This window comes from Mesorhizobium sp. NPDC059054 (assembly GCF_042739215.1).
In the GTDB taxonomy this organism is placed as follows: Bacteria; Pseudomonadota; Alphaproteobacteria; order Rhizobiales; family Rhizobiaceae; genus Mesorhizobium.
The window spans coordinates 468,430-487,556 of the sequence record NZ_JBHYHV010000001.1 but is presented as its reverse complement, the minus strand read 5'-3'; the positions used below and the strand labels follow the sequence as shown (position 1 = coordinate 487,556).

General features: G+C 61.0%; 20 protein-coding genes. 8 read left to right on the top strand and 12 right to left on the bottom strand.

Going from position 1 to position 19,127, the window contains the following annotated elements:
* Nucleotides 1–54 precede the first annotated feature (54 nt).
* A complete protein-coding gene (locus tag ACFWXH_RS02350; RefSeq protein WP_379117162.1) occupies nt 55–1,188 on the bottom strand; it encodes a site-specific DNA-methyltransferase in 1,134 nt (377 codons plus the stop codon).
* A gap of 146 nt (nt 1,189–1,334) precedes the next feature.
* On the opposite strand from ACFWXH_RS02350, the gene ACFWXH_RS02345 reads away from it, so the two are divergent.
* On the top strand, nt 1,335–2,024 hold the full coding sequence (locus ACFWXH_RS02345) for an HAD family phosphatase (protein ID WP_054309452.1): 690 nt from the start codon (nt 1,335–1,337) through the stop codon (nt 2,022–2,024).
* Between the two features lie 70 nt (nt 2,025–2,094).
* Here ACFWXH_RS02345 and ACFWXH_RS02340 read toward each other — a convergent pair whose 3' ends face one another.
* Complete coding sequence (locus tag ACFWXH_RS02340) at nt 2,095–2,877, bottom strand: hypothetical protein (protein ID WP_379117159.1); 783 nt, start codon at nt 2,875–2,877, stop codon at nt 2,095–2,097.
* A 140-nt stretch (nt 2,878–3,017) separates the two neighbouring features.
* Here ACFWXH_RS02340 and thrC point away from each other — a divergent pair, with 140 nt between their 5' ends.
* The 4 genes from thrC to ACFWXH_RS02320 all read left to right on the top strand — a co-directional run bounded on the left by thrC (nt 3,018) and on the right by ACFWXH_RS02320 (nt 9,327).
* Complete coding sequence (gene thrC, locus ACFWXH_RS02335; RefSeq protein ID WP_379117157.1) at nt 3,018–4,415, top strand: threonine synthase; 1,398 nt, start codon at nt 3,018–3,020, stop codon at nt 4,413–4,415.
* Between the two features lie 14 nt (nt 4,416–4,429).
* Complete coding sequence (locus ACFWXH_RS02330; protein ID WP_379117155.1) at nt 4,430–5,722, top strand: M16 family metallopeptidase; 1,293 nt, start codon at nt 4,430–4,432, stop codon at nt 5,720–5,722.
* Nucleotides 5,723–5,737: 15 nt separating this feature from the next.
* Nucleotides 5,738–6,334, top strand: coding sequence for a GNAT family N-acetyltransferase (locus ACFWXH_RS02325; RefSeq protein ID WP_379117152.1), 597 nt, complete (start codon nt 5,738–5,740; stop codon nt 6,332–6,334).
* 158 nt (nt 6,335–6,492) lie between these two features.
* Complete coding sequence (locus tag ACFWXH_RS02320; RefSeq protein ID WP_379117150.1) at nt 6,493–9,327, top strand: EAL domain-containing protein; 2,835 nt, start codon at nt 6,493–6,495, stop codon at nt 9,325–9,327.
* A 156-nt stretch (nt 9,328–9,483) separates the two neighbouring features.
* On the opposite strand, the gene ACFWXH_RS02315 is transcribed toward ACFWXH_RS02320, so the two are convergent.
* Nucleotides 9,484–10,092 (bottom strand): YqgE/AlgH family protein, encoded by a 609-nt coding sequence (locus ACFWXH_RS02315; protein ID WP_379118918.1) that lies wholly within the window; start codon nt 10,090–10,092, stop codon nt 9,484–9,486.
* Nucleotides 10,093–10,340: 248 nt separating this feature from the next.
* Between ACFWXH_RS02315 and ACFWXH_RS02310 the strand changes: the two genes are divergently transcribed.
* The 3 genes from ACFWXH_RS02310 to aac(3) all read left to right on the top strand — a co-directional run bounded on the left by ACFWXH_RS02310 (nt 10,341) and on the right by aac(3) (nt 12,555).
* A complete protein-coding gene (locus ACFWXH_RS02310; protein WP_379117148.1) occupies nt 10,341–11,147 on the top strand; it encodes a protein-disulfide reductase DsbD domain-containing protein in 807 nt (268 codons plus the stop codon).
* A gap of 89 nt (nt 11,148–11,236) precedes the next feature.
* On the top strand, nt 11,237–11,722 hold the full coding sequence (locus tag ACFWXH_RS02305; RefSeq protein WP_379117146.1) for a peroxiredoxin: 486 nt from the start codon (nt 11,237–11,239) through the stop codon (nt 11,720–11,722).
* Nucleotides 11,723–11,739: 17 nt separating this feature from the next.
* Nucleotides 11,740–12,555, top strand: a complete 816-nt coding sequence (gene aac(3) / locus ACFWXH_RS02300) for an aminoglycoside 3-N-acetyltransferase (RefSeq protein ID WP_379117144.1) — start codon at nt 11,740–11,742, stop codon at nt 12,553–12,555.
* Between the two features lie 17 nt (nt 12,556–12,572).
* Here aac(3) and rnhA read toward each other — a convergent pair whose 3' ends face one another.
* The 9 genes from rnhA to ACFWXH_RS02255 form a co-directional block, all read right to left on the bottom strand.
* Nucleotides 12,573–13,055, bottom strand: a complete 483-nt coding sequence (rnhA, locus tag ACFWXH_RS02295; RefSeq protein WP_379117142.1) for a ribonuclease HI — start codon at nt 13,053–13,055, stop codon at nt 12,573–12,575.
* Nucleotides 13,052–14,014 carry a homoserine kinase gene (locus ACFWXH_RS02290; RefSeq protein WP_379117140.1) on the bottom strand — a complete coding sequence of 321 codons (963 nt, stop codon included), beginning with the start codon at nt 14,012–14,014 and terminating at the stop codon, nt 13,052–13,054. The genes rnhA and ACFWXH_RS02290 overlap by 4 nt, the downstream gene beginning before the upstream one ends.
* Nucleotides 14,014–15,024, bottom strand: a complete 1,011-nt coding sequence (ispH, locus tag ACFWXH_RS02285; RefSeq protein ID WP_379117138.1) for a 4-hydroxy-3-methylbut-2-enyl diphosphate reductase — start codon at nt 15,022–15,024, stop codon at nt 14,014–14,016. Before ispH ends, ACFWXH_RS02290 begins: the two co-directional genes overlap by 1 nt.
* A gap of 187 nt (nt 15,025–15,211) precedes the next feature.
* Nucleotides 15,212–15,964 (bottom strand): SURF1 family protein, encoded by a 753-nt coding sequence (locus tag ACFWXH_RS02280; protein WP_379117136.1) that lies wholly within the window; start codon nt 15,962–15,964, stop codon nt 15,212–15,214.
* A complete protein-coding gene (locus ACFWXH_RS02275; protein ID WP_054309453.1) occupies nt 15,964–16,353 on the bottom strand; it encodes a DUF983 domain-containing protein in 390 nt (129 codons plus the stop codon). The genes ACFWXH_RS02280 and ACFWXH_RS02275 overlap by 1 nt, the downstream gene beginning before the upstream one ends.
* Before the next feature lie 106 nt (nt 16,354–16,459).
* Nucleotides 16,460–17,347: a cytochrome c oxidase subunit 3 gene (locus ACFWXH_RS02270; RefSeq protein WP_379117134.1), complete on the bottom strand. Its 888-nt coding sequence runs from the start codon at nt 17,345–17,347 to the stop codon at nt 16,460–16,462.
* 1 nt (nt 17,348) lies between these two features.
* Nucleotides 17,349–17,978, bottom strand: a complete 630-nt coding sequence (locus ACFWXH_RS02265; RefSeq protein ID WP_379118916.1) for a cytochrome c oxidase assembly protein — start codon at nt 17,976–17,978, stop codon at nt 17,349–17,351.
* 8 nt (nt 17,979–17,986) lie between these two features.
* Complete coding sequence (locus ACFWXH_RS02260; RefSeq protein WP_379117132.1) at nt 17,987–18,157, bottom strand: hypothetical protein; 171 nt, start codon at nt 18,155–18,157, stop codon at nt 17,987–17,989.
* Nucleotides 18,154–19,098, bottom strand: coding sequence for a heme o synthase (locus ACFWXH_RS02255; RefSeq protein WP_379117130.1), 945 nt, complete (start codon nt 19,096–19,098; stop codon nt 18,154–18,156). Before ACFWXH_RS02255 ends, ACFWXH_RS02260 begins: the two co-directional genes overlap by 4 nt.
* Between the last annotated feature and the right edge of the window lie 29 nt (nt 19,099–19,127).

Here is a 19,127-nt window from a genome sequence, read left to right as displayed (position 1 = left end):
GTCGCACGATCTTTGCCCGAAAGTCCGCAGCTTTCGCTGACCTTCGGTTCGGGATCATGCTCCGGCCCGTTCCATACCGAGCCGCGCTATCTTGCGCAGTTCGTCGATCGGGGTAAGTCCGCCGGCACGCTCGTAGTGCCAGAAGGTCCAGCCGTTGCAGGCGTCGAGCCCCTGCACTTCGGCGCCGATCTTGTGGATGGAACCGGCACTCTGACCGATGGCAAGCGTGCCGTCGGCGCGCACCTTGGCTGACCAGCGGCGCTTGGCGTCGTAAAGCGTGGTGCCGGGTTTCACCAACCCGTTGTCTATCAGGCTGATGAAGGCGACGCGCGGCTCCGCCCGCTTGCCGGCAAGGATCGTCAGATCCGTGCCTTCGAGCGGCTTTACCGCGGCAATACGCTCATAGGCTGCGTCGATATAGGACTGCTCGCGTTCGATACCGACGAAGTGGCGTCCGAGGCGCTTGGCCACAGCGCCTGTAGTGCCGGAGCCGAAGAATGGGTCGAGCACGACATCACCCGGTTTGGTCGAAGCCAGCATGATGCGCGCCAGCAGGGCTTCCGGCTTTTGCGTCGGATGCAGCTTGTCGCCATTGTCGTCTTTCAGCCGCTCCCCGCCGGTGCAAATCGGGAAGAGCCAATCCGAGCGCATCTGCACGTCGTCATTGGCGGCTTTCAGCGCTTCGTAGTTGAAGGTGTAGCCCTTGGCCTTCTGGTCGCGCGATGCCCAGATCATCGTCTCATGGGCATTCTGAAAGCGCCGGCCGCGGAAATTCGGCATCGGATTGGTCTTGCGCCAGACGACATCGTTGAGGATCCAGAAGCCGAGATCCTGCATCTTGGCGCCGACGCGGAAGATATTGTGATAGGAGCCGATCACCCAGATGGTGCCGTTCGGCTTCAGAACACGGCGCGCGGCCAGCAACCAGGCGCGAGTGAAAGCATCGTAGGCTTCGAAGCTCTCGAACTGGTCCCAATGGTCGTCCACTGCGTCGACCTTGGATTGGTCGGGCCGATGCAGGGTACCTTCGAGCTGCAGATTATAGGGCGGATCGGCAAAGATCACGTCCACCGATTTTTCCGGCAGTCGGTCGAGCGCGGCAACGCAATCGCCCTTAAGGATCGTATCCAGCCATTCGGACTGCTGGGGAGTTTGGGAAAGTTCGTCGAGAAGACGCACGGCAGACATGCTGATTACCCAGGACACGCGTTACATTTACCAGCCGTTATGGTTACCGTTCTCAGTAAATATTTGATGAAGTGGAGGCGTGATTTGCCGCTCGCCGGTGCTTGGTGTATGCCGCGCCGGCCCTCCCCTTCCGCAGATGGACCGAAATGCCCCAACCAGACCTTGTCATTTTCGATTGCGACGGCGTGCTCGTCGATTCCGAAATCATCGCCGCACGCGTCGAGGCCGAGCTGATCACCGAAGCGGGCTTCGAAATCAGCGCCGAGGAGATTGCCGAAACCTACGCCGGTCTCACCTTCAAAGACATCATGATGGCGATCGAGCACAAGGCGAACATCCCTTTCCAGGCGTCGCTGATCACACGCGCCGAAGAACTGGTCGACCGCAAGCTGCGCTCGGACGTCCGCGCCATCGACGGCGTGCACCAAGCCGTCGCGTCGGTGACAGCGCCACGCTGCATCTGCTCCAATTCACGCTCGGAGCGCATTGCCTTCATGCTCGAGAAGATAAGGCTCCTGCCGCTGTTCGAAGGTCGCATCTTCTCGGCACTCGAAACACCGACGAAGAAGACCAAGCCGGCGCCTGACGTCTTCCTGCATGCAGCGCAGGTGCTGAAGGCAAATCCCGCGAACACCTTCGTGATCGAGGATTCCGCTCACGGCATCCATGGCGCCCGCGCGGCCGGTATGCGTGTGATCGGTTTCACTGGCGCGGCGCACAGCTATCCCGGCCACGCCGACATCCTGACCGAGGCAGGCGCCGAAACGGTGATCAACCGCTGGTCGGATCTGAAGGGCGTGCTTGCGGCGCTATCGGAATGGTCGCAGGACGCTTGAGACCGGCGTCCCTGCCAAAAGAAAAAGGGGCGTGCGCCCCTTTTTAATGCCTCTCTTTTGAACCCGCGCCTTAGCGCGGGATATCCGAGATCGTCGTCTGGCTCCCCTTTGCAGGTGCGGGAGCGGCTGGCGCATTCGCCACCGGAGCCGCCTTCGGCTTAGGCCTGCGCACGCGACGCTTCACCGGCTGATCCTCATCCGACTTCTGCACCTTCTTTGGCCCTTCGTCAAAGCCAGCGAAGGCCTGGTAGGTCGCGGCAGACGGCTGGGGGATGGAGATGTTGGAATCGTTCAACACGAACTGGGTGGCTGTGGACGTGTCGGAAATCTGCACTTTGTGCTGATAGATCTGTGAATAGAGAACTTTGTCGCCCTCAACCACGGCCACGCGGATCGGCAGGGTGACGGTGCCCGGTACGGCTGTCGGGCCTGGAACGATGCGCCCTGCCACGGCGATTTTCATGTTCAGCATGCCGTTGTCGCGGTTGCAGTCGCGCGTCACGTCGCCGATCGAGGCCTGGTAGGAGAGGCGGGCTGAATCATCCTGCGTCGTATCGGTTGCGAGGGCCGGATCCTGGTCCTTTGGAGCCTTCGGCTTTGCTCCGGCCTTACCGTAGGTGTTGTAGACGGCAGTGCCTTCACGCAGGGTCACCTTCGGACAATAGGCTCTCAAATCGGAAGCCTTTGCCTTGGCGACATCGGCATTGATGGCGGCATCATCCTTCTTGCCCACCCCCAGGAAACCGCCACCGGAACCACTGCCGTCGCTCGATTGGCAGCCTGCGACGATCAGCATAAAGCCCATGGACATGAAACCCGCGACAAGGCGGTTGTTGGACGAACGAAACACCATAAAAAGCAGTTCCCTCACGCGAAGCAGGCGACCTATAGCAACGAGACGGCAAAAATGCGACTGAGGACGCGCACAAATCCACGCCTTAGCCCAAAACGAGGGCAATCGGGCGAAATGGCAGCTGAAATGGAAAGTCTACAATGCGCTATGTAAGTACCCGCGGAGAGGCCCCCGAACTCGGATTTTCGGATGCCGTGCTGGCCGGCCTGGCGCGCGACGGCGGACTTTATGTGCCCGAAACCTGGCCGCATTTCTCGCCCGCTGAAATCAAAGCCATGCGTGGCCTTTCCTATGCCGATCTCGCCATTCGCGTGCTGACACCCTTCCTCGGCGGCGAAATCGCGCCTGCCGTGTTCGAGAAGCTGGTGCGCGAGGCTTATGCGACCTTCCGTCACGAAGCGGTTTGCCCGCTGGTCCAGACCGGTTCCAACACTTTCGTGCTCGAACTCTTTCATGGCCCGACGCTCGCCTTCAAGGATGTGGCCATGCAGTTGCTCGCCCGACTGATGGACCACGTGCTTTCGGAGCGCGGCGATCGTGCGACCATCGTCGGCGCCACATCGGGCGACACAGGTGGTGCAGCCATCGAGGCCTTTGCCGGACGCGAGCGTACCGACATCGTCATCCTGTTTCCGAACGGACGCGTTTCACCCGTGCAGCAGCGGCAGATGACGACTTCAACCGCCGCCAACGTGCATGCGCTGGCAATCGAGGGCAATTTCGACGACTGCCAGGGCCTGCTGAAAGACATGTTCAACGACCACGGCTTCCGCGACGCGGTCTCGTTGTCGGGTGTGAACTCGATCAACTGGGCGCGCATCATGGCCCAGATCGTCTATTACTTCTCGTCGGCACTGTCGCTCGGCGCGCCTGATCGGCCGGTGTCCTTTACGGTGCCGACCGGCAATTTCGGCGATATCTTCGCGGGATACGCGGCCAAGCGGATGGGTCTTCCGATCGAGCGCCTGGTGATCGCCACCAACGACAACGATATCCTGGCGCGTACGCTTTCCAGCGGCGAATACCGCATGAAAGGGGTTGTCGCGACGACCTCGCCGTCGATGGACATCCAAGTGTCCTCGAATTTCGAGCGGCTGCTGTTCGAGGTCTCGGGACGCAATGCCGAGACGGTGCGTCGCTACATGAATTCGCTGAAGCAGTCGGGTGCCTTCACCATCGAGACGGAAGGGCTTGCCCGCATCCGTGCCGAGTTCGACGCTGGGCGCGCGACTCAGGCTGACGTGGCTGAGACAATCCGCGCCACGCTGGACCGTTCGAACTATCTGCTCGATCCCCATACGGCGTCGGGCGTTCATGTCGCGGCCTTGCAATCTGCCAGCAACACCCCGATGATCGTCCTGGGTACCGCGCATCCCGCGAAATTCCCGGCCGCCGTCGAAGAAGCAAGCGGAATCCACCCTGCACTGCCTTCATGGCTTGCCGACTTAATGAATTCGGAGGAAAAATATGCGGTACTTCCATCGGACCTGAAAATGGTGGAAGATTATGTTCGTCGCCGCTCCCGGGCGGCGCGTTAGGGAGTTTTAGCTATATGGGTGTTGAGGTAAGCCGTCTGTCGAACGGCCTGACAGTCGCCACCGAAACCCTTCCAAGCATCGAATCCGTTGCTCTCGGCGCCTGGGTCAAATCCGGGGCCCGTAATGAGCGCGACGATGAGCATGGAATGGCCCACCTGCTCGAACACATGGCATTCAAGGGCACGAAGAGGCGCTCGGCCTTCGAGATCGCCTCGGAAATCGAGAATGTCGGCGGCGAGATCAACGCCGCCACCAGTGTCGAGACGACATCCTTCTACGCCCGTGTCTTGTCCGACGACGTGCCGCTGGCGGTCGATATCCTGGCCGACATCCTGCAGGAATCGGAATTCGATCCCGAGGAACTGGAGCGCGAGCAAAACGTCATCCTGCAGGAGATCGGCGCCGCTCACGACACGCCCGACGACGTCGTCTTCGACCGTTTCACCGAAACCGCTTTTCGTCACCAGACCATCGGCCGCTCGATCCTGGGAACGCCGGAAACGGTAAAATCCTTCACTTCCAAGCAACTGCACAATTTCATGGAGCGCCAATACGGCGCAGAGCGCATGGTCATGGTTGCGGCCGGCGACGTGAAACACGACGATTTCGTGCGCGAAGTGGAAAATAAACTCGGTTCCTTCCGTTCAAAGGCCGAGAACACCGCTCCGCAATATGCCCAATATGTCGGCGGCGATTTCCGCGAGGACCGCGACCTGATGGACGCGCAGATCGTGCTCGGCTTCGAGGGCCGCGCCTATCACGTGCGTGACTTCTACGCCTCGCAGGTGCTGTCGATGATCCTCGGCGGCGGGATGTCGTCGCGCCTGTTCCAGGAGGTGCGCGAAAAGCGCGGTCTCTGTTATTCGGTCTATGCCTTTCATTGGGGCTTCTCGGATACCGGCGTGTTCGGAGTCCATGCCGCTACCGGTCAGAACGATATCGCCGAACTGGTGCCGGTGATCGTGCGCGAACTGCAGCGCGCGGGTGAGGATATCTCCCAGGAAGAACTCGACCGAGCTCGGGCGCAGTACCGTGCGGGGTTGATCATGTCCGCGGAAAGCCCGGCCAGCCGGGCATCCCAGATCGCGCGTCAGTTGCTCTTGTTCGGTCGGCCGATCCCGAAGGAGGAGCTGATGGAACGGCTCGGAGCTCTGACCACGGAGCGCCTGACCGACCTGTCGTCACGCCTGTTCTCGACGCGGCCGACACTGGCCGCCGTTGGCCCCGTCGGCACGCTGGCGCCCTACGAGGCCGTTCTCGACCAGCTCCCGGGCATCGAGGTTGCGGCCCGGAAGCTTGCCGTCTGATCCTGGCCGACAGCCGTGTTCGCGCTCCCTTTCTTTCGCCGAGATCTGCCGGCGCTGAAGGGCGAGAAAGTCCTGTTGCGCGTGCCCATGGCGAACGATCATCGCGAATGGGCAGCACTGCGTGGTGAAAGCCGGGCGTTTCTGGAGCGCTGGGAACCGCGCTGGGCGCCAGACGAACTTGACCGCTCCGCCTGGCGCCATCGCATCGGCCGTTACCGTGAGGACTACGCGCAAGGCACGGCGATCGCCTTTTTCATCTTCGATCGGAGCTCCGGCAAGCTGACGGGCGGCATCACGCTGGGCAATATCCGTCATGGTGTCGCGCAAAGCGGCCACATCGGTTACTGGATCGGGGAGCGCTATGCCGGTCGCGGCATGATGACCGACGCCGTCAACCTCGTGGTGCGTTTCGCCTTCGACACACTCAAGTTGCACCGGATCGAAGCAGCCTGTATTCCCGACAACATTCGTTCGATCCGTGTGCTTGAAAAAGCCGGATTCCAGCGTGAAGGACTGGCGCGCTCCTATCTTCGCATCAATGGAGCGTGGCAAGACCACTATCTTTATGCCCGGATCGCCGACGATCCGCCGGCATCCGCTACGAAGGGCTGATTTTGACGAAATTCCCGCGAAACGGATCGGTGTTAGAGCGTTTCCGTTTTTCACGGAAACGCGGAAACGCTCTAACTCTTTGTTTTTACGCAATTCCGGACGGAAAACCGTTACACACTTTTCCTGGAATTGCTCTAGCTTTCGTCCTTGCGACGATCGTGACCCTCTTCGCCGCCGCTTCCGCCTACGCCGTGGAACCGATCAAGATTTCCCGCGACGACGTCGCGCTCGACCTTTCGGGTGCGGTCGAAATCTACCGCAACCAGGGCGAGAATTTTCAGGTATCGACGGCACCCGGTTCCGATGGCATCGTCCGGCGCATCGAGGTTGAGGCCAACGATGCCCGCTCGACCGGCGACTGGGCCGTTTTCGCTCTAGCCAACACCACCGACGACGTCATCGACCGCCTTATCGTCGCGCCGCATTTCCGGCTGGTGAAGTCGGGCATCTTCTGGCCGGATCTCGGCTCGACGCGCATCACCGCGATCACCCCGTCGGAAGGCTTCGCGCTCGACAAGCAGGCGAGCCCGGATGCTGATGTCTTTCGCGTGACGCTGAACCCCGGCTCGGTCGTTACCTTCATCGCCGAACTCGCCTCGCCGAAGCTGCCGCAAGTCTATCTGTGGGAACCGGAGGCCTACAAGGACACCGTCAATTCCTACACGCTCTATCGCGGCATCGTCATCGGCATCGCCGGCCTTCTGGCGTTGTTCCTGACGATCCTGTTCGTGGTCAAGGGAACCTCGCTGTTTCCGGCGACGGCGGCATTGGCGTGGGCTGTGCTTGCCTATATCTGCATCGACTTCGGCTTCCTGGCCAAGATCATCCAGGTAGCACCAGGTTCCGAGCAGGTCTGGCGCGCCGGCGCCGAAGTTGCACTCGCAACGACCTTCGTCGTCTTCCTGTTCACCTATTTGAACCTCAACCGTTGGCACGGCCATTTCAGTTATGGCGCGGTGGTGTGGGTGCTGGGTCTTGCCGCAATTGCCGGCATCGCCATCATCGATCCGGCGATCGCGGCCGGCATTGCCCGTATCTCATTTGCCGCTACCGCCGTCACCGGCCTTGGCCTCATCGTCTTCCTTGGCCTGCGCGGCTACGACCGCGCCATCATGCTGATCCCAAGCTGGGTGATGGTGCTGCTATGGGCCACGGGTTCCTGGATGGCGATCACCGGCCTGCTCGACAACGACATCGTGCAGCCTGCACTCGGCGGCGGGCTGATCCTGGTGATCCTGTTGATCGGCTTTACGGTCATGCAACATGCCTTTGCCGGCGGCGCGCTGCATCAGGGTCTTTTCTCCGACCTCGAGCGCCAGGCACTGGCAGTCGCCGGCTCCGGCGACACTGTCTGGGACTGGGATGTCCTGCGCGACCGTATCGTCACCCGCCCCGACGTCAGCCTGCAGCTCGGCCTTGCACCTGGCAGCCTCGGCGGCGCGGCCCGCAACTGGCTGCCGGTTCTTCATTCGGACGATCGCGACACATTCCGTACCACGCTTGACGTGGTTCTGGAGCATCGACGCGGCCGCGTGGCACAGAATTTCCGCCTGCGCGGCGCGGACGGCCACTATCACTGGTTCGCTTTGCGGGCTCGGCCGGTGATCGGCTCCGACGGCGAGGTCATCCGCTGCGTCGGCACGATGGTCGACGTGACCGAGCAGAAGAAATCGGAAGAGCGCCTTCTGCACGACGCCGTGCACGACAACCTGACCGGCCTGCCCAACCGCGAATTGTTCATGAACCGGCTGGAAGCGATCATCTCGATCGCCCGCACCGAAGACAAGGTGCGGCCGACCGTCTTCGTCATCGATATCGACCGCTTCAAGCAGGTCAATGACGGGTTGGGCATTTCAGCCGGCGACACCATCCTGCTGACCGTGGCACGGCGTCTGCACCGCCTGCTCAAGCCGAAGGACTCACTGTCGCGTTTCGCCGGCGACCAGTTCGCGCTGATGCTGCTCTCCGAGCAGGACCCGGCGCGTATCGCCGCCATGGCCGATGCCATCAAACATGCGATCAGCTCGCCGATCACCTTCGCCAAGCGGGAGATCGTGCTGACCGCCTCCGTCGGCCTGATCACCTGGACATCCGACCAGACCTCCGCCGAGGACCTCGTCAAGGATGCGGAACTCGCCATGCATCAGGCCAAGCGCTTCGGTGGCGATCGTATCGAACCGTTCCGCCCCGCATTCCGCACCGTCGGCACCGACCGGCTACAGTTCGAATCCGACCTGCGCCGGGCCATCGAGCGGCGCGAATTCACCCTCGCCTATCAGCCGATCGTTCGGTTGGAAGACTATAGTGTCGCCGGTTTCGAAGCCCTGCTGCGCTGGGATCATCCCCGCCGCGGCATGATCCCGCCCGCCGACTTCATTCCGGTGGCAGAGAGCTGCGGTCTCATCGTGCAGCTCGGTCTGTTCGCGATGCAGAAAGCGGCAGAAGACCTGGCAGGCTGGCAGAAGCACATCGGCGACACGCCGCTATCGGTTTCGGTCAACCTCTCAAGCCGCCAGCTTATCCGCCGCGATCTCGTCACCGATGTTCGCTCCGTGATCGCACGCGCCGGCCTGAAGCCACGATGCCTGCGTCTTGAGCTCACCGAATCGCTGGTCATGGACAACCCCGAACAAGCCGCCCATGTGCTGACCAAGCTGAAACAGCTGGGTATCGGCCTGTCGCTCGACGATTTCGGCACCGGCTACTCGTCACTGTCGTACCTCACCCGTTTCCCCTTTGACACGATCAAGATCGACAAGAGCTTCATCGACGACACGTCGCCCAAACGCGCTGTGTTGCTGCGTTCCATGGTCAACATGGCACATGAACTGGGTCTGGCTGTGGTGGCCGAAGGCATTTCTGACCAGAGCGATGCGCTGGAATTGCGCCAGATGGGCTGCGAATATGTGCAGAGCTTCATGTTCGGCGCACCGATGAACGGCGAAGCCGTGGTCAAGCTGCTGCGCGAACAATATCCGCTGACGCAGGCATAGGCCTACTTCCCTTCTCCCCGTTCACGGGGAGAAGGTGCCCGAAGGGCGGCTCAATGTTTGAAGGGACCGGTGCGGGTATTCCGGCCGACGATGGCGCAGCTCCTCACCTGCCGGCTTCGCCGACATCTCCCCACAAACAGGGCGAGGAAAGAATGACTAGGCGTGGCCGGCGGCTTGGCTGAAGCGCGCAAGATCGATGCCGATCGACGCGAGAGCCCGGCTATATTTGCCTTCGATGTCGGGATCGAACAGAAGCTCCGGTGTCGCTGGGCAGGTAAGCCAGCCATTCTCGGCTATTTCGCCTTCGAGCTGGCCGGCACCCCAGCCGGAATAGCCGAGCGTCATCAGCGCCTGGCGAGGTCCGCGCCCGGCGGAAATGGCGCGCAGGATGTCGACCGTTGCAGTCAGGCATATGTCATCCGAGACCGGCAGTGAGGATTCGACGCGGTAGTCGCCAGTGTGCAGGACAAAGCCGCGGCTGCGGTCCACCGGCCCGCCATTGCGCACGATGAAGTCGCGGGTCTGCCTCGGCAGGCGGATCGCCTCCTGCTCGTTCATGATACCAAGCTGCACCAGAAGGTCAGGGAACAGCATCTGCTGGGTCTGGTTGATGATCAGCCCCATCGCACCTTCGTCCGAGTGCGCACAGATATAGATGACCGAACGCGCGAATCGTTCGTCCTTCATGCCAGGCATGGCGATCACGAACTGGTCGTCGAGAAAGCCGCTTTTACCGGCCGCATTTTTGTGGCGTAAAAGGTCCATAAGCAAAGGGTAACGCGTTTCCGGCACGCTTGAAAGATGCCATTGGTGCAATTCGCGGGTGCCTTAGTGCGTAGGACTCACGCAAAAATGATGGATCACACCGCCCGAAAGCGGTTGCGTAGCCACATTTGACCCTTCAAATCAGCGGCATGGATCGCTTGAGACTTTCGCTAGAGCAATTCCAGGAAAAGTGCGTAGCGGTTTTCCGTCCGGAATTGCGTAAAAACAAAGAATTAAAGCGTTTCCGCGTGTCCGAGAAAATCGGAAACGCTCTAGGCCTTGCCGTCTTGATGACCACCTCCATGCCGGCTTCCGCATCCTCATCCGCCTGGGCGGACAGTGAGGGCGGACGCGTGCGGCTGGTAACCACCGGGATTCCTGACGCTTCCGGTCAACTCACCGGGGCGCTTCATATCGAATTGAAGCCCGGCTGGAAGACCTATTGGCGCGATCCCGGCGCCAGCGGCGTACCGCCGCAGATCGATGTCACGAAGGCGATCAACGTCGCCAAGGCCGAATTGTCCTACCCTGCTCCCGGCCGCCATGATGATGGCTATGGCGGATGGGCCGGCTATGATCATACAGTCGCGCTGCCGATAAAGTTCACGCTGGCAAAGCCCCAGGAAAACGCAGTCATCGATGCTGGCGTCTTTCTCGGGATCTGCCAGACGATTTGCATTCCGCTGCAGGCACAACTGAAGGTCGATCCGGCCGAAGACGCGGGCAATGCCGAGGATGCCCAACTGGTGCAAGCTGCCCTGGCTTCCCTGCCACAGAAATCAACCGACGCTTTCGGTGCGAAGACGCTGTCGGGAGAGAAGGACAAATTGGTTGTCGAGGCGACCGCACCGGCTGAAGCCAAAAGCATCGACCTCTTTGTCGCCGGCGAGCAAGGTTATCTGTTCGGCGCGCCGACACGCGCTGAACAGGACGGCAAAGTCATCTTTTCTATCCCGATCCTCGGACGTCCCGGCAAGGCAGCTGAAGGCCACGGCCTTCCCTATACGCTGACCACTTCGTCCGGAGCGGTTGAAGGTCTATTGCCCTATCCGTGACAATTGCAGGGGCTGGCTACATTGCGAGGTGCCAAGGAAGGCGCTATCGCTTTGCACTCTTCCTTCCCTCCCAAACAAAGAGGACTGCCATGACCATTGCCGTTGGCGACAAGCTGCCTGAGGCCACCTTCAAGACCATGACCGACGACGGCGCCAAGGCGCTGACCACCGCCGACGTCTTTTCCGGCAAGAAGGTAGTGTTGTTCGGCGTTCCGGGCGCATTCACGCCGACCTGCAACAACAATCACCTGCCGGGTTATCTCGAGAACCGCGATGCCATCCTGTCGCGCGGCGTCGACCAGATCGCGGTTGTGGCGGTCAACGATCCGTTCGTGATGGGCGCCTGGGCACGCTTTACCGGTGGCGAAGGCAAGATCCTGTTCCTGGCTGACGGCAGCGGCGATTTCGCAAAGGCGGCAGGCCTTGATATCGACCTCAGCGCCAACGGCCTCGGCCTGCGTTCCAAGCGCTTTTCGATGATCGTCGAAAATGGTGCGGTGACGGCACTCAACATCGAAGGCAACCCGGGCCAGGCTGTGGATTCTGGCGCCGCAAAGCTGCTCGAACAGCTATAACAGCGCGCGCCGGATCGATGTTTCGGCAATTCCACACCAGAACGGATCTGGGCGCGCAGCTACGCGCGCTCGGTCTGGTGGCGGGCGATACGGTGATGGTCCATGCAGGGCTGCGATCGGTCGGGCACATTCTCGGCGGGCCCGACAGCCTTATCCGCGCCCTGCTCGATACAACCGGTCCCGGCGGGACCGTGATGGTCTACACGGACTGGGACGACGATTATCACGAATTGCTGGATGACGATGGTCGCATCCCGGCGGCGTTGCGCGAACACATCGTGCCCTTTGATCCTGCGTCGTCACGGGCGCGACGTGACAATGGCGCGATCGCCGAATTCGTGCGCACCTTTCCAGGCGCGGTGCGCAGCGCGAACCCCGGCGCTTCCTGCGCGGCCGTCGGTGCAAAAGCCCCGTGGCTTACCTGCGACCATCCGCTGGAATACGGCTATGGAGCTGGATCTCCTTTTGACAAACTTGTCGAAGTCAACGGCAAGGTGTTGTTGATAGGCGCGCCGCTCGAGGCCATGTCCATTCTGCATCATGCCGAACATCTGGCTGACCTGTCCGGCAAGCGCATAGCGCATTTTGAAGCGCCGCTCCTGATCGACGGCCGGACGGAATGGCATTGTTGGGAGGAGTTCGACACAACGGACCCGATCGTCGACGGGCTGCCGGGCGACTATTTCGCAACGGTTGTCGAAGACTTTCTCAAAGCGGGCGGAGGCCATCGCGGCAGGGTCGGCGATGCCGATTCCGTGCTGGTTTCAGGACCGAAGATTGTCCGTCATGGCGTGGACTGGCTCGAAGCGCGATTCGGCAAAGCGAAACGCTGAATTCCGATCAAGCCGTGTCAGCCGCCGGCTATTTCCTTCTTCAATGCGGCGGTGCCTGAAAACTTCTTCTTGAAAGGCGCCATGCCCTCGCGTGCCAGTTCGTCGGCCCGCTCATTTTCCGGATGGCCGGCGTGCCCCTTCACCCAATGCCACGTCACATCGTGGCGCCGGTTGGCCTCGTCCAGGGCCTGCCAGAGTTCGCCGTTCTTCACCGGCTTCTTGTCGGCGGTTTTCCAGCCATTGCGCTTCCAGCCATGGATCCATTTGGAGATGCCGTCCATGACATATTTGCTGTCGGTGTGAAGGTCGACCTTGCAGGCTTCCCTCAAAGCATTCAGCCCTGAAATCGCCGCCAGCAACTCCATGCGGTTGTTGGTGGTATCCGCCTCACCACCCGACAGTTCCTTGGTTGAGCCGTTGAAGCGCAAGATAGCACCCCAACCGCCTGGTCCAGGATTACCGGAACAGGCACCATCAGTGAAAATCTCGACATGCTTCATTTCAGGCCGTACTCGGAAGCTGAGCCGATAGCGCGATGGAAGCGCATGCGGCGGATATATTCGGTTGGATCGCGCTTGATGACCAGACCACTGTCGGGGACGGTCAGCCAGTCATAGAGACGCGTCAGCATGAAACGCAATGCCGAACCGCGTGCCAGCATCGGCAGGGCTTCCCGCTCCGTTGCGTGCAGCGGCCGCACGCTCTGGTAACCGGCCAGCAGCGCCGTGCCCTTGGTGAGGTTGAAGGAAAAGTCCTTTTCGAAGCACCAGGCATTGAGACAGGTGGCGAGGTCATAGGCGTAGAAGTCGTCACAGGCGAAATAGAAGTCGATCAGGCCGGACAGCTTCTCGCCGAGGAAGAAAACATTGTCCGGGAAGAGATCGGCATGGATGATACCGGCAGGCAAGCCTTTCGGCCAGTTGCGCTCGAAATCGGCAAAATCCTCGTCCACCTCGGCCGCAAGGCCCGGCTCGACCTCATCGGCGCGGGCGCGTGACGCCTCCCAAAGCTTGCGCCAGCCGTCGATCGCCAGCGCGTTGTCGCGATGCATGGTAAAATCGGCGCCGGCCAGATGCAGTTCGGCAAGTGCCTTGCCGACTTCGCGGCAATGCGCGACGCCCGGCTTGCGCAGCCACATGCCTTCCAGGAAGGTGATGATGACAGCCGGACGGCCCGCCAGCGTGCCGATCATGGAACCGTCATGGCGCTGCACAGGCAGCGGACAGGAGATACCCTGCTTGGCGAGATGATCCATCAGTCCGAGGAAGAAAGGCAGATCGGCCTTTTCCACACGCTTTTCGTAGAGCGTCAGGATGAAGGAGCCCGCCGTCGTGTGCAGCAGGAAGTTGGAGTTTTCCGTTCCTTCGGCGATGCCCTTGTAGGAGAGCAATTCGCCGGCCGGATAGTCCTTCAGGAAAGCTGCAAGCTCGCCCTCACCTACATCGGTGTAGACCGCCATCACACGGTCCCGTTAACGAAGGCCATGTCGGCCGGGGTCAGTTCGACATCGCGCAGTGCCCGCATCACCGGGAAATCCTCCGTTTCCGTCGCCGTCACCGCCAGATCGACCGAGACGTCGAAGCGCTGGCGGAAGGCATCGATGATCTCATCGACAATGATCTCCGGTGCAGAGGCCCCTGCGGAAAGGCCGAGCGTCGAGATCGAGCCGATCTCATCCCACGGAATTTCGGAAGCGCGCTGCACGAGAAGCGACATCGCGGCTCCCGCGCGCTCCGCCACTTCGACAAGACGACGCGAATTGGAGGAATTGGGCGCGCCGACGACCAGATAGAGATCGCAGCCGGGCGCGGTTTCCTTCACCGCATCCTGCCGATTGGTCGTCGCGTAACAGATCGATTCGGCAGCGGGCGCCTGCAGCGCTGGAAACCGTTCCCCCAGGGCGCGGATGATGCCGGCGGTATCTTCCACCGAGAGCGTCGTCTGGGTGACAAAACCCAGAGCCTGGGGATCAGCTGGCTGGAACGAAGCGGCGTCGGCCTCGGTTTCGATCAGTGTCACCGCGCCGTCGGGCAGTTGCCCCATCGTGCCGATCACTTCGGGGTGGCCGGCATGGCCGATCAGAAGCACATGGCGACCCAAGCGCTGATGGCGCATGGCCTGCTTGTGCACCTTGGAAACCAGCGGACAGGTGGCGTCGAGGTAGAAGAGATTGCGCGCCGCGGCATCGGCCGGCACCGACTTCGGCACGCCATGCGCAGAAAAGACCACCGGAGACTGCTTGTGCTCTTCCGGGATCTCGGAAAGCTCCTCGATGAAGACGGCGCCAAGGTTCTGCAGCCCTTCGACCACATAGCGGTTGTGCACGATCTCGTGGCGGACATAGACCGGCGCGCCGTATTTCTTCAGAGCCAGCACGACGATCTGGATGGCTCGGTCGACACCGGCGCAGAAGCCGCGCGGCTGGCAGAGCCTGATCGTGAGCGGTGGTTTTACGGCTTTGTTCAACATGCTTTCCCATTGGCTGGACACGCGCATCGGCCCGAAAATCGGAATCGATTTCCGGAAAGCACGATGCGCAGGACCAAAGTGCTAGAGCGTCCTTTGCGCGTCCGAATGGACGCGCGGCGCTCCAGTGCGGACATGATGTCCGCCACCCCTGTCTGTCAAGGGCGTGGAATGGTTCGAACGAACTCTCTCAGCCAGCCTTCCGGTTCTTCCGCAGCCATACGGCCACGACACCGACGAGCGCGGCGGCGAGACCGTACCAGGTCAGCGCGTACTGCAGATGGTTGTTGGGCAGGTCGACCAGGGTGGTGCCTCCAACCGGTAGCCCGCCCGGATTAGGCGCCTTGCCGGCATCGACGAAGAAAGGCAGCACCACGGCGTCAGCAGGCAATCCGGCTGTCGCGGCCATGGCAGCGCGATCCTTCCAATAGAAGATGTTCTTCGTGGTGTCGTTGTCCGGAACCATCATCGACGGCTTGCCAGGCAACGGGTTGCGGGCGAGACCGGTGACTGTGACGTCGCCGGAGACCTCGCCCTGTGCCCGCTTCGCCGGATCCTTCAATTCGTAAGGCACAAAACCTCGATTGACGAAGACAAAGCGTCCGTCGGCCAGCCTCAGGGGCGTGTAGACGCTGTAGCCCGTCTTGCCATCCCATGTGGTGAAGAAATGACGCTCGCCCTGATGCAGGAAGACGCCGTTCAGCGTCACCGCAAGGTAATCGACATCGTCGGAGGCCGCGAACTGCTTCTCGACTTCCGCCAGGGGCACAGGGGCCGCATTCATGCGGCGGTCGATCGTTTCGATCAACCCTTCCTTCCAAGCCAGTCGTTCCACCTGCCAGGTGCCAAGACCAATCAGCACGATGAAAGCAATCAGGCCGAGACCAAGCGCCAGCGCCTTGCGCGGCGCACCACCCCGGGCCAGGTGTGAAGCGGCGGACATTACGGCCGGTCCAGCCTGCCTTCTGCGGCCTTGTTGCGGTACTGCAAGGTGAGCAGAACACCTTTTATGAGCCGCAGCGCAGTCAGACACAGGACCAGCGTCAACGGTATCCACAGCAGGAAGTGGACCCAGAGCGATGGTGCGAAAGTGACCTCGAGCCACAGTGCAAGGCCAACGACGATAAACCCGATGATGAGGATGACGAAAACCGCCGGCCCATCACCGGCATCGGCATAGGAATAATCGAGGCCGCAATTGAAGCAGCGCTTGCCGACCGTCAGGAAACCCGAAAACAGGCGTCCTTCTCCGCACCGCGGGCAGCGCCCCTTCAGGCCAGCCTGGATTGGATCGACCGGCGGCCAGATTGCCTTGTCTTCGTCTTCGCTCATGTTCATCTTTTAGAGCCTTTCAGGAGCGAATTGAACGCCTGCCCCAAAAGAAAGAGGCGGCTACGTTGCCGCAGCCACCTCTTTTCGGAACCGGTTGTCGAAGCAGTCAGTGGCCTTCAATTACTGCGCCGGCAGAGCCCCAGACATAGATCGAGGCGAACAGGAACAGCCACACCACGTCAACGAAGTGCCAATACCAGGCGGCAGCCTCGAAGCCGAAATGCTGCTTCGGGGTGAAGTCACCCTTCATCGCGCGGACAAGGCAGACCAGGAGGAAGATGGTGCCGATGATGACGTGGAAACCGTGGAAGCCGGTCGCCATGAAGAAGGTGGCGCCGTAGATGGAGTCCTTGAAGCCGAACGGAGCGTGAATGTACTCGTAAGCCTGCACCATCGTGAACAGCATGCCGAGACCGACGGTCAGCACGAGTCCGTTGATCAGGCCCTTGCGGTCGCCGTGGATCAGCGAATGGTGCGCCCAGGTCACCGTCGTGCCCGACAGAAGCAGGATGACGGTGTTGTAGAGCGGCAGATGGAAGGGATCGAGGACTTCCATGCCCTTGGGAGGCCAGACACCACCGGTGAAGGTGGCGCGCGCCGCCTGCACGGTCTCGTTCGGGAACAGGCTGGCATCGAAATAAGCCCAGAACCAGGCCACGAAGAACATCACCTCGGAGGCGATGAACATGATCATGCCGTAACGCAGGTGAAGCGACACCACCTTGGTGTGATGCCCCTCATGCGCTTCCTTGATGGTATCCGACCACCACGCGTACATGGTGTAGAGTACGATCACCAGGCCGATCAGCAGCACCCAGAAGTGCGCCTTGGCAACGTCGATGCCAAACAGATGAAATGGCGTACCCTTCAGGTACTGCATGTAGAAGACGCCACCGAACGCCATGACCAGAGCGCCGACGGAACCCAGGAAGGGCCAAGGGCTCGGATCTATGATGTGGTAGTCGTGGTTTGGTTTGGCGTGTCCGTCTGCCATGTCATCCCCCGAGATTTGCTTCGGTATTGGAAATTGCCTTGCCGCTTTCCCTGGTCTCCACGGCCGCGACCGGCTTGTTCTTGTCAGCCAGGAACATGGTGTAGGAAAGCGTGATGGTCTTGATATTCTTCAGTTCCGGCACATCGAGAATGTCCGGATCCACGTAGAAGACGATCGGCATATCGACCGTTTCGCCCGCCTTCAGCGTCTGATTGGTGAAACAGAAACATTCCACCTTGTTGAAATAGGCGCCAGCCAGTTCCGGCGTCACATTGAAGGTCGCACGACCGGTCGTCGGCGTGCTGAATTTGTTGGTGGCCTTGTAGGCAACCTGCTTGGTTTCACCGAGCTTGATGGTGACTTCGCGCTGCACCGGCTCGAATTCCCAGGGAACACCGGCAGTGTTGGCGTCGAAGCGGATGGTGATCTCGCGGTCCAGAACCCGATTGGAGTACTGCGTTACGCGCTGCGTGGTGCCGCCGTAACCGGTGACCTGACAGAACATGGCGTAGAGCGGCACTGCCGCATAAGCCATGCCGACCATGGCGCCGAAGAAAGCCACGCAAGCACCGGCCACAGCCAGGTTGGTTCTGTGCTTCTTCTCTTCGGCGACTGTCTTTTGCTGGTCCATCATCAGCCTCACATCGGCCGGTTGATGAGAGGAGCACCGAACTTCACGATCGTCGCCACGTAGAAGATGACGACAAGCACGCCAAGCGCCACCGCGATCGCAACCGAACGGCTGCGGCGGGCCTTCTTCTGGCGTTCGGTCAGCGTGACCAGTTCGAGCTTTTCATCCATCGCACTCATGCCCCACCCAGAACCAGAACACGGGCAAAAACGCTGTCGGCAAGATAAGCGGCGAAGATGGCGAACAGATAAAGCAGCGAGTAGCCGAACAGCGCCTTGGCCGGCTTCATGACACGATCGCTGTCGGGCATGCGCAGCACTGCCCAGGAATACCAGACGAACCCGACGCCAAGAAGCGTAGCCGGAATGCCGTAGATCGCCGACGTATAGCCGAGTGCCCAGGGCAGCACGCCGATCGGCGCCAGGATGACGGCATAAGCGAAGATCTGACGGCGAGTTGAAGCCTCACCGGCGACATTCGGCATCATCGGGATGCCGGCGCGCTCATAGTCGCCCGACTTGAACAGCGCCAGTGCCCAGAAGTGCGGCGGCGTCCACAGGAAGATGATGAGGAAGAGGATAATGCTTTCCAGGCTGACCGTGCCGGTCGCAGCCGCCCAGCCGATCACCGGCGGGAAGGCACCGGCAGCGCCGCCGATGACGATGTTCTGCGGTGTCCAGCGCTTCAACCACATTGTGTAGATGACGGCATAGAAAAAGATGGTGAAGGCGAGAAGCGCGGCCGAGAGCCAGTTGACCAGCACGCCGATGGTCATCACGGAAAGTGCCGACAACACAAGGCCGAAACTCAATGCCTCACCGGGCAAAACCCGGCCGGATGGAACCGGGCGGCTGGCCGTGCGGGTCATGACGGCATCGATGTCGGCGTCATACCACATGTTGAGGGCGCCCGACGCGCCAGCGCCGATGGCGATCGCCAGGATGGCGATGACCGCAAGCAACGGATTGATGGTGACGGGAGCCGCCACCAACCCAACAAAGGCGGTGAAAACCACAAGCGACATCACACGCGGCTTGAGCAGCGCGAAGTAATCACCCGCCGTCGCTTCCGACATGCGGGAGCCCACTTGCTCCATGTGTGAATTGTCAATCAGGGCCATTGCGTACTTGAAGTCCACTCATTCCGTTT

Coding starts and splice junctions, on each gene's coding strand:
- ACFWXH_RS02350 (WP_379117162.1), bottom strand. CDS start 1,188: ATGTCTGCCGTGCGTCTTCTCGACGAACTTTCCCAAACTCCCCAGCAG.
- ACFWXH_RS02345 (WP_054309452.1), top strand. CDS start 1,335: ATGCCCCAACCAGACCTTGTCATTTTCGATTGCGACGGCGTGCTCGTC.
- ACFWXH_RS02340 (WP_379117159.1), bottom strand. CDS start 2,877: ATGGTGTTTCGTTCGTCCAACAACCGCCTTGTCGCGGGTTTCATGTCC.
- thrC (WP_379117157.1), top strand. CDS start 3,018: ATGCGCTATGTAAGTACCCGCGGAGAGGCCCCCGAACTCGGATTTTCG.
- ACFWXH_RS02330 (WP_379117155.1), top strand. CDS start 4,430: ATGGGTGTTGAGGTAAGCCGTCTGTCGAACGGCCTGACAGTCGCCACC.
- ACFWXH_RS02315 (WP_379118918.1), bottom strand. CDS start 10,092: ATGGACCTTTTACGCCACAAAAATGCGGCCGGTAAAAGCGGCTTTCTC.
- ACFWXH_RS02305 (WP_379117146.1), top strand. CDS start 11,237: ATGACCATTGCCGTTGGCGACAAGCTGCCTGAGGCCACCTTCAAGACC.
- rnhA (WP_379117142.1), bottom strand. CDS start 13,055: ATGAAGCATGTCGAGATTTTCACTGATGGTGCCTGTTCCGGTAATCCT.
- ACFWXH_RS02290 (WP_379117140.1), bottom strand. CDS start 14,014: ATGGCGGTCTACACCGATGTAGGTGAGGGCGAGCTTGCAGCTTTCCTG.
- ispH (WP_379117138.1), bottom strand. CDS start 15,024: ATGTTGAACAAAGCCGTAAAACCACCGCTCACGATCAGGCTCTGCCAG.
- ACFWXH_RS02280 (WP_379117136.1), bottom strand. CDS start 15,964: ATGTCCGCCGCTTCACACCTGGCCCGGGGTGGTGCGCCGCGCAAGGCG.
- ACFWXH_RS02275 (WP_054309453.1), bottom strand. CDS start 16,353: ATGAGCGAAGACGAAGACAAGGCAATCTGGCCGCCGGTCGATCCAATC.
- ACFWXH_RS02270 (WP_379117134.1), bottom strand. CDS start 17,347: ATGGCAGACGGACACGCCAAACCAAACCACGACTACCACATCATAGAT.
- ACFWXH_RS02265 (WP_379118916.1), bottom strand. CDS start 17,978: ATGGACCAGCAAAAGACAGTCGCCGAAGAGAAGAAGCACAGAACCAAC.
- ACFWXH_RS02260 (WP_379117132.1), bottom strand. CDS start 18,157: ATGAGTGCGATGGATGAAAAGCTCGAACTGGTCACGCTGACCGAACGC.
- ACFWXH_RS02255 (WP_379117130.1), bottom strand. CDS start 19,098: ATGGCCCTGATTGACAATTCACACATGGAGCAAGTGGGCTCCCGCATG.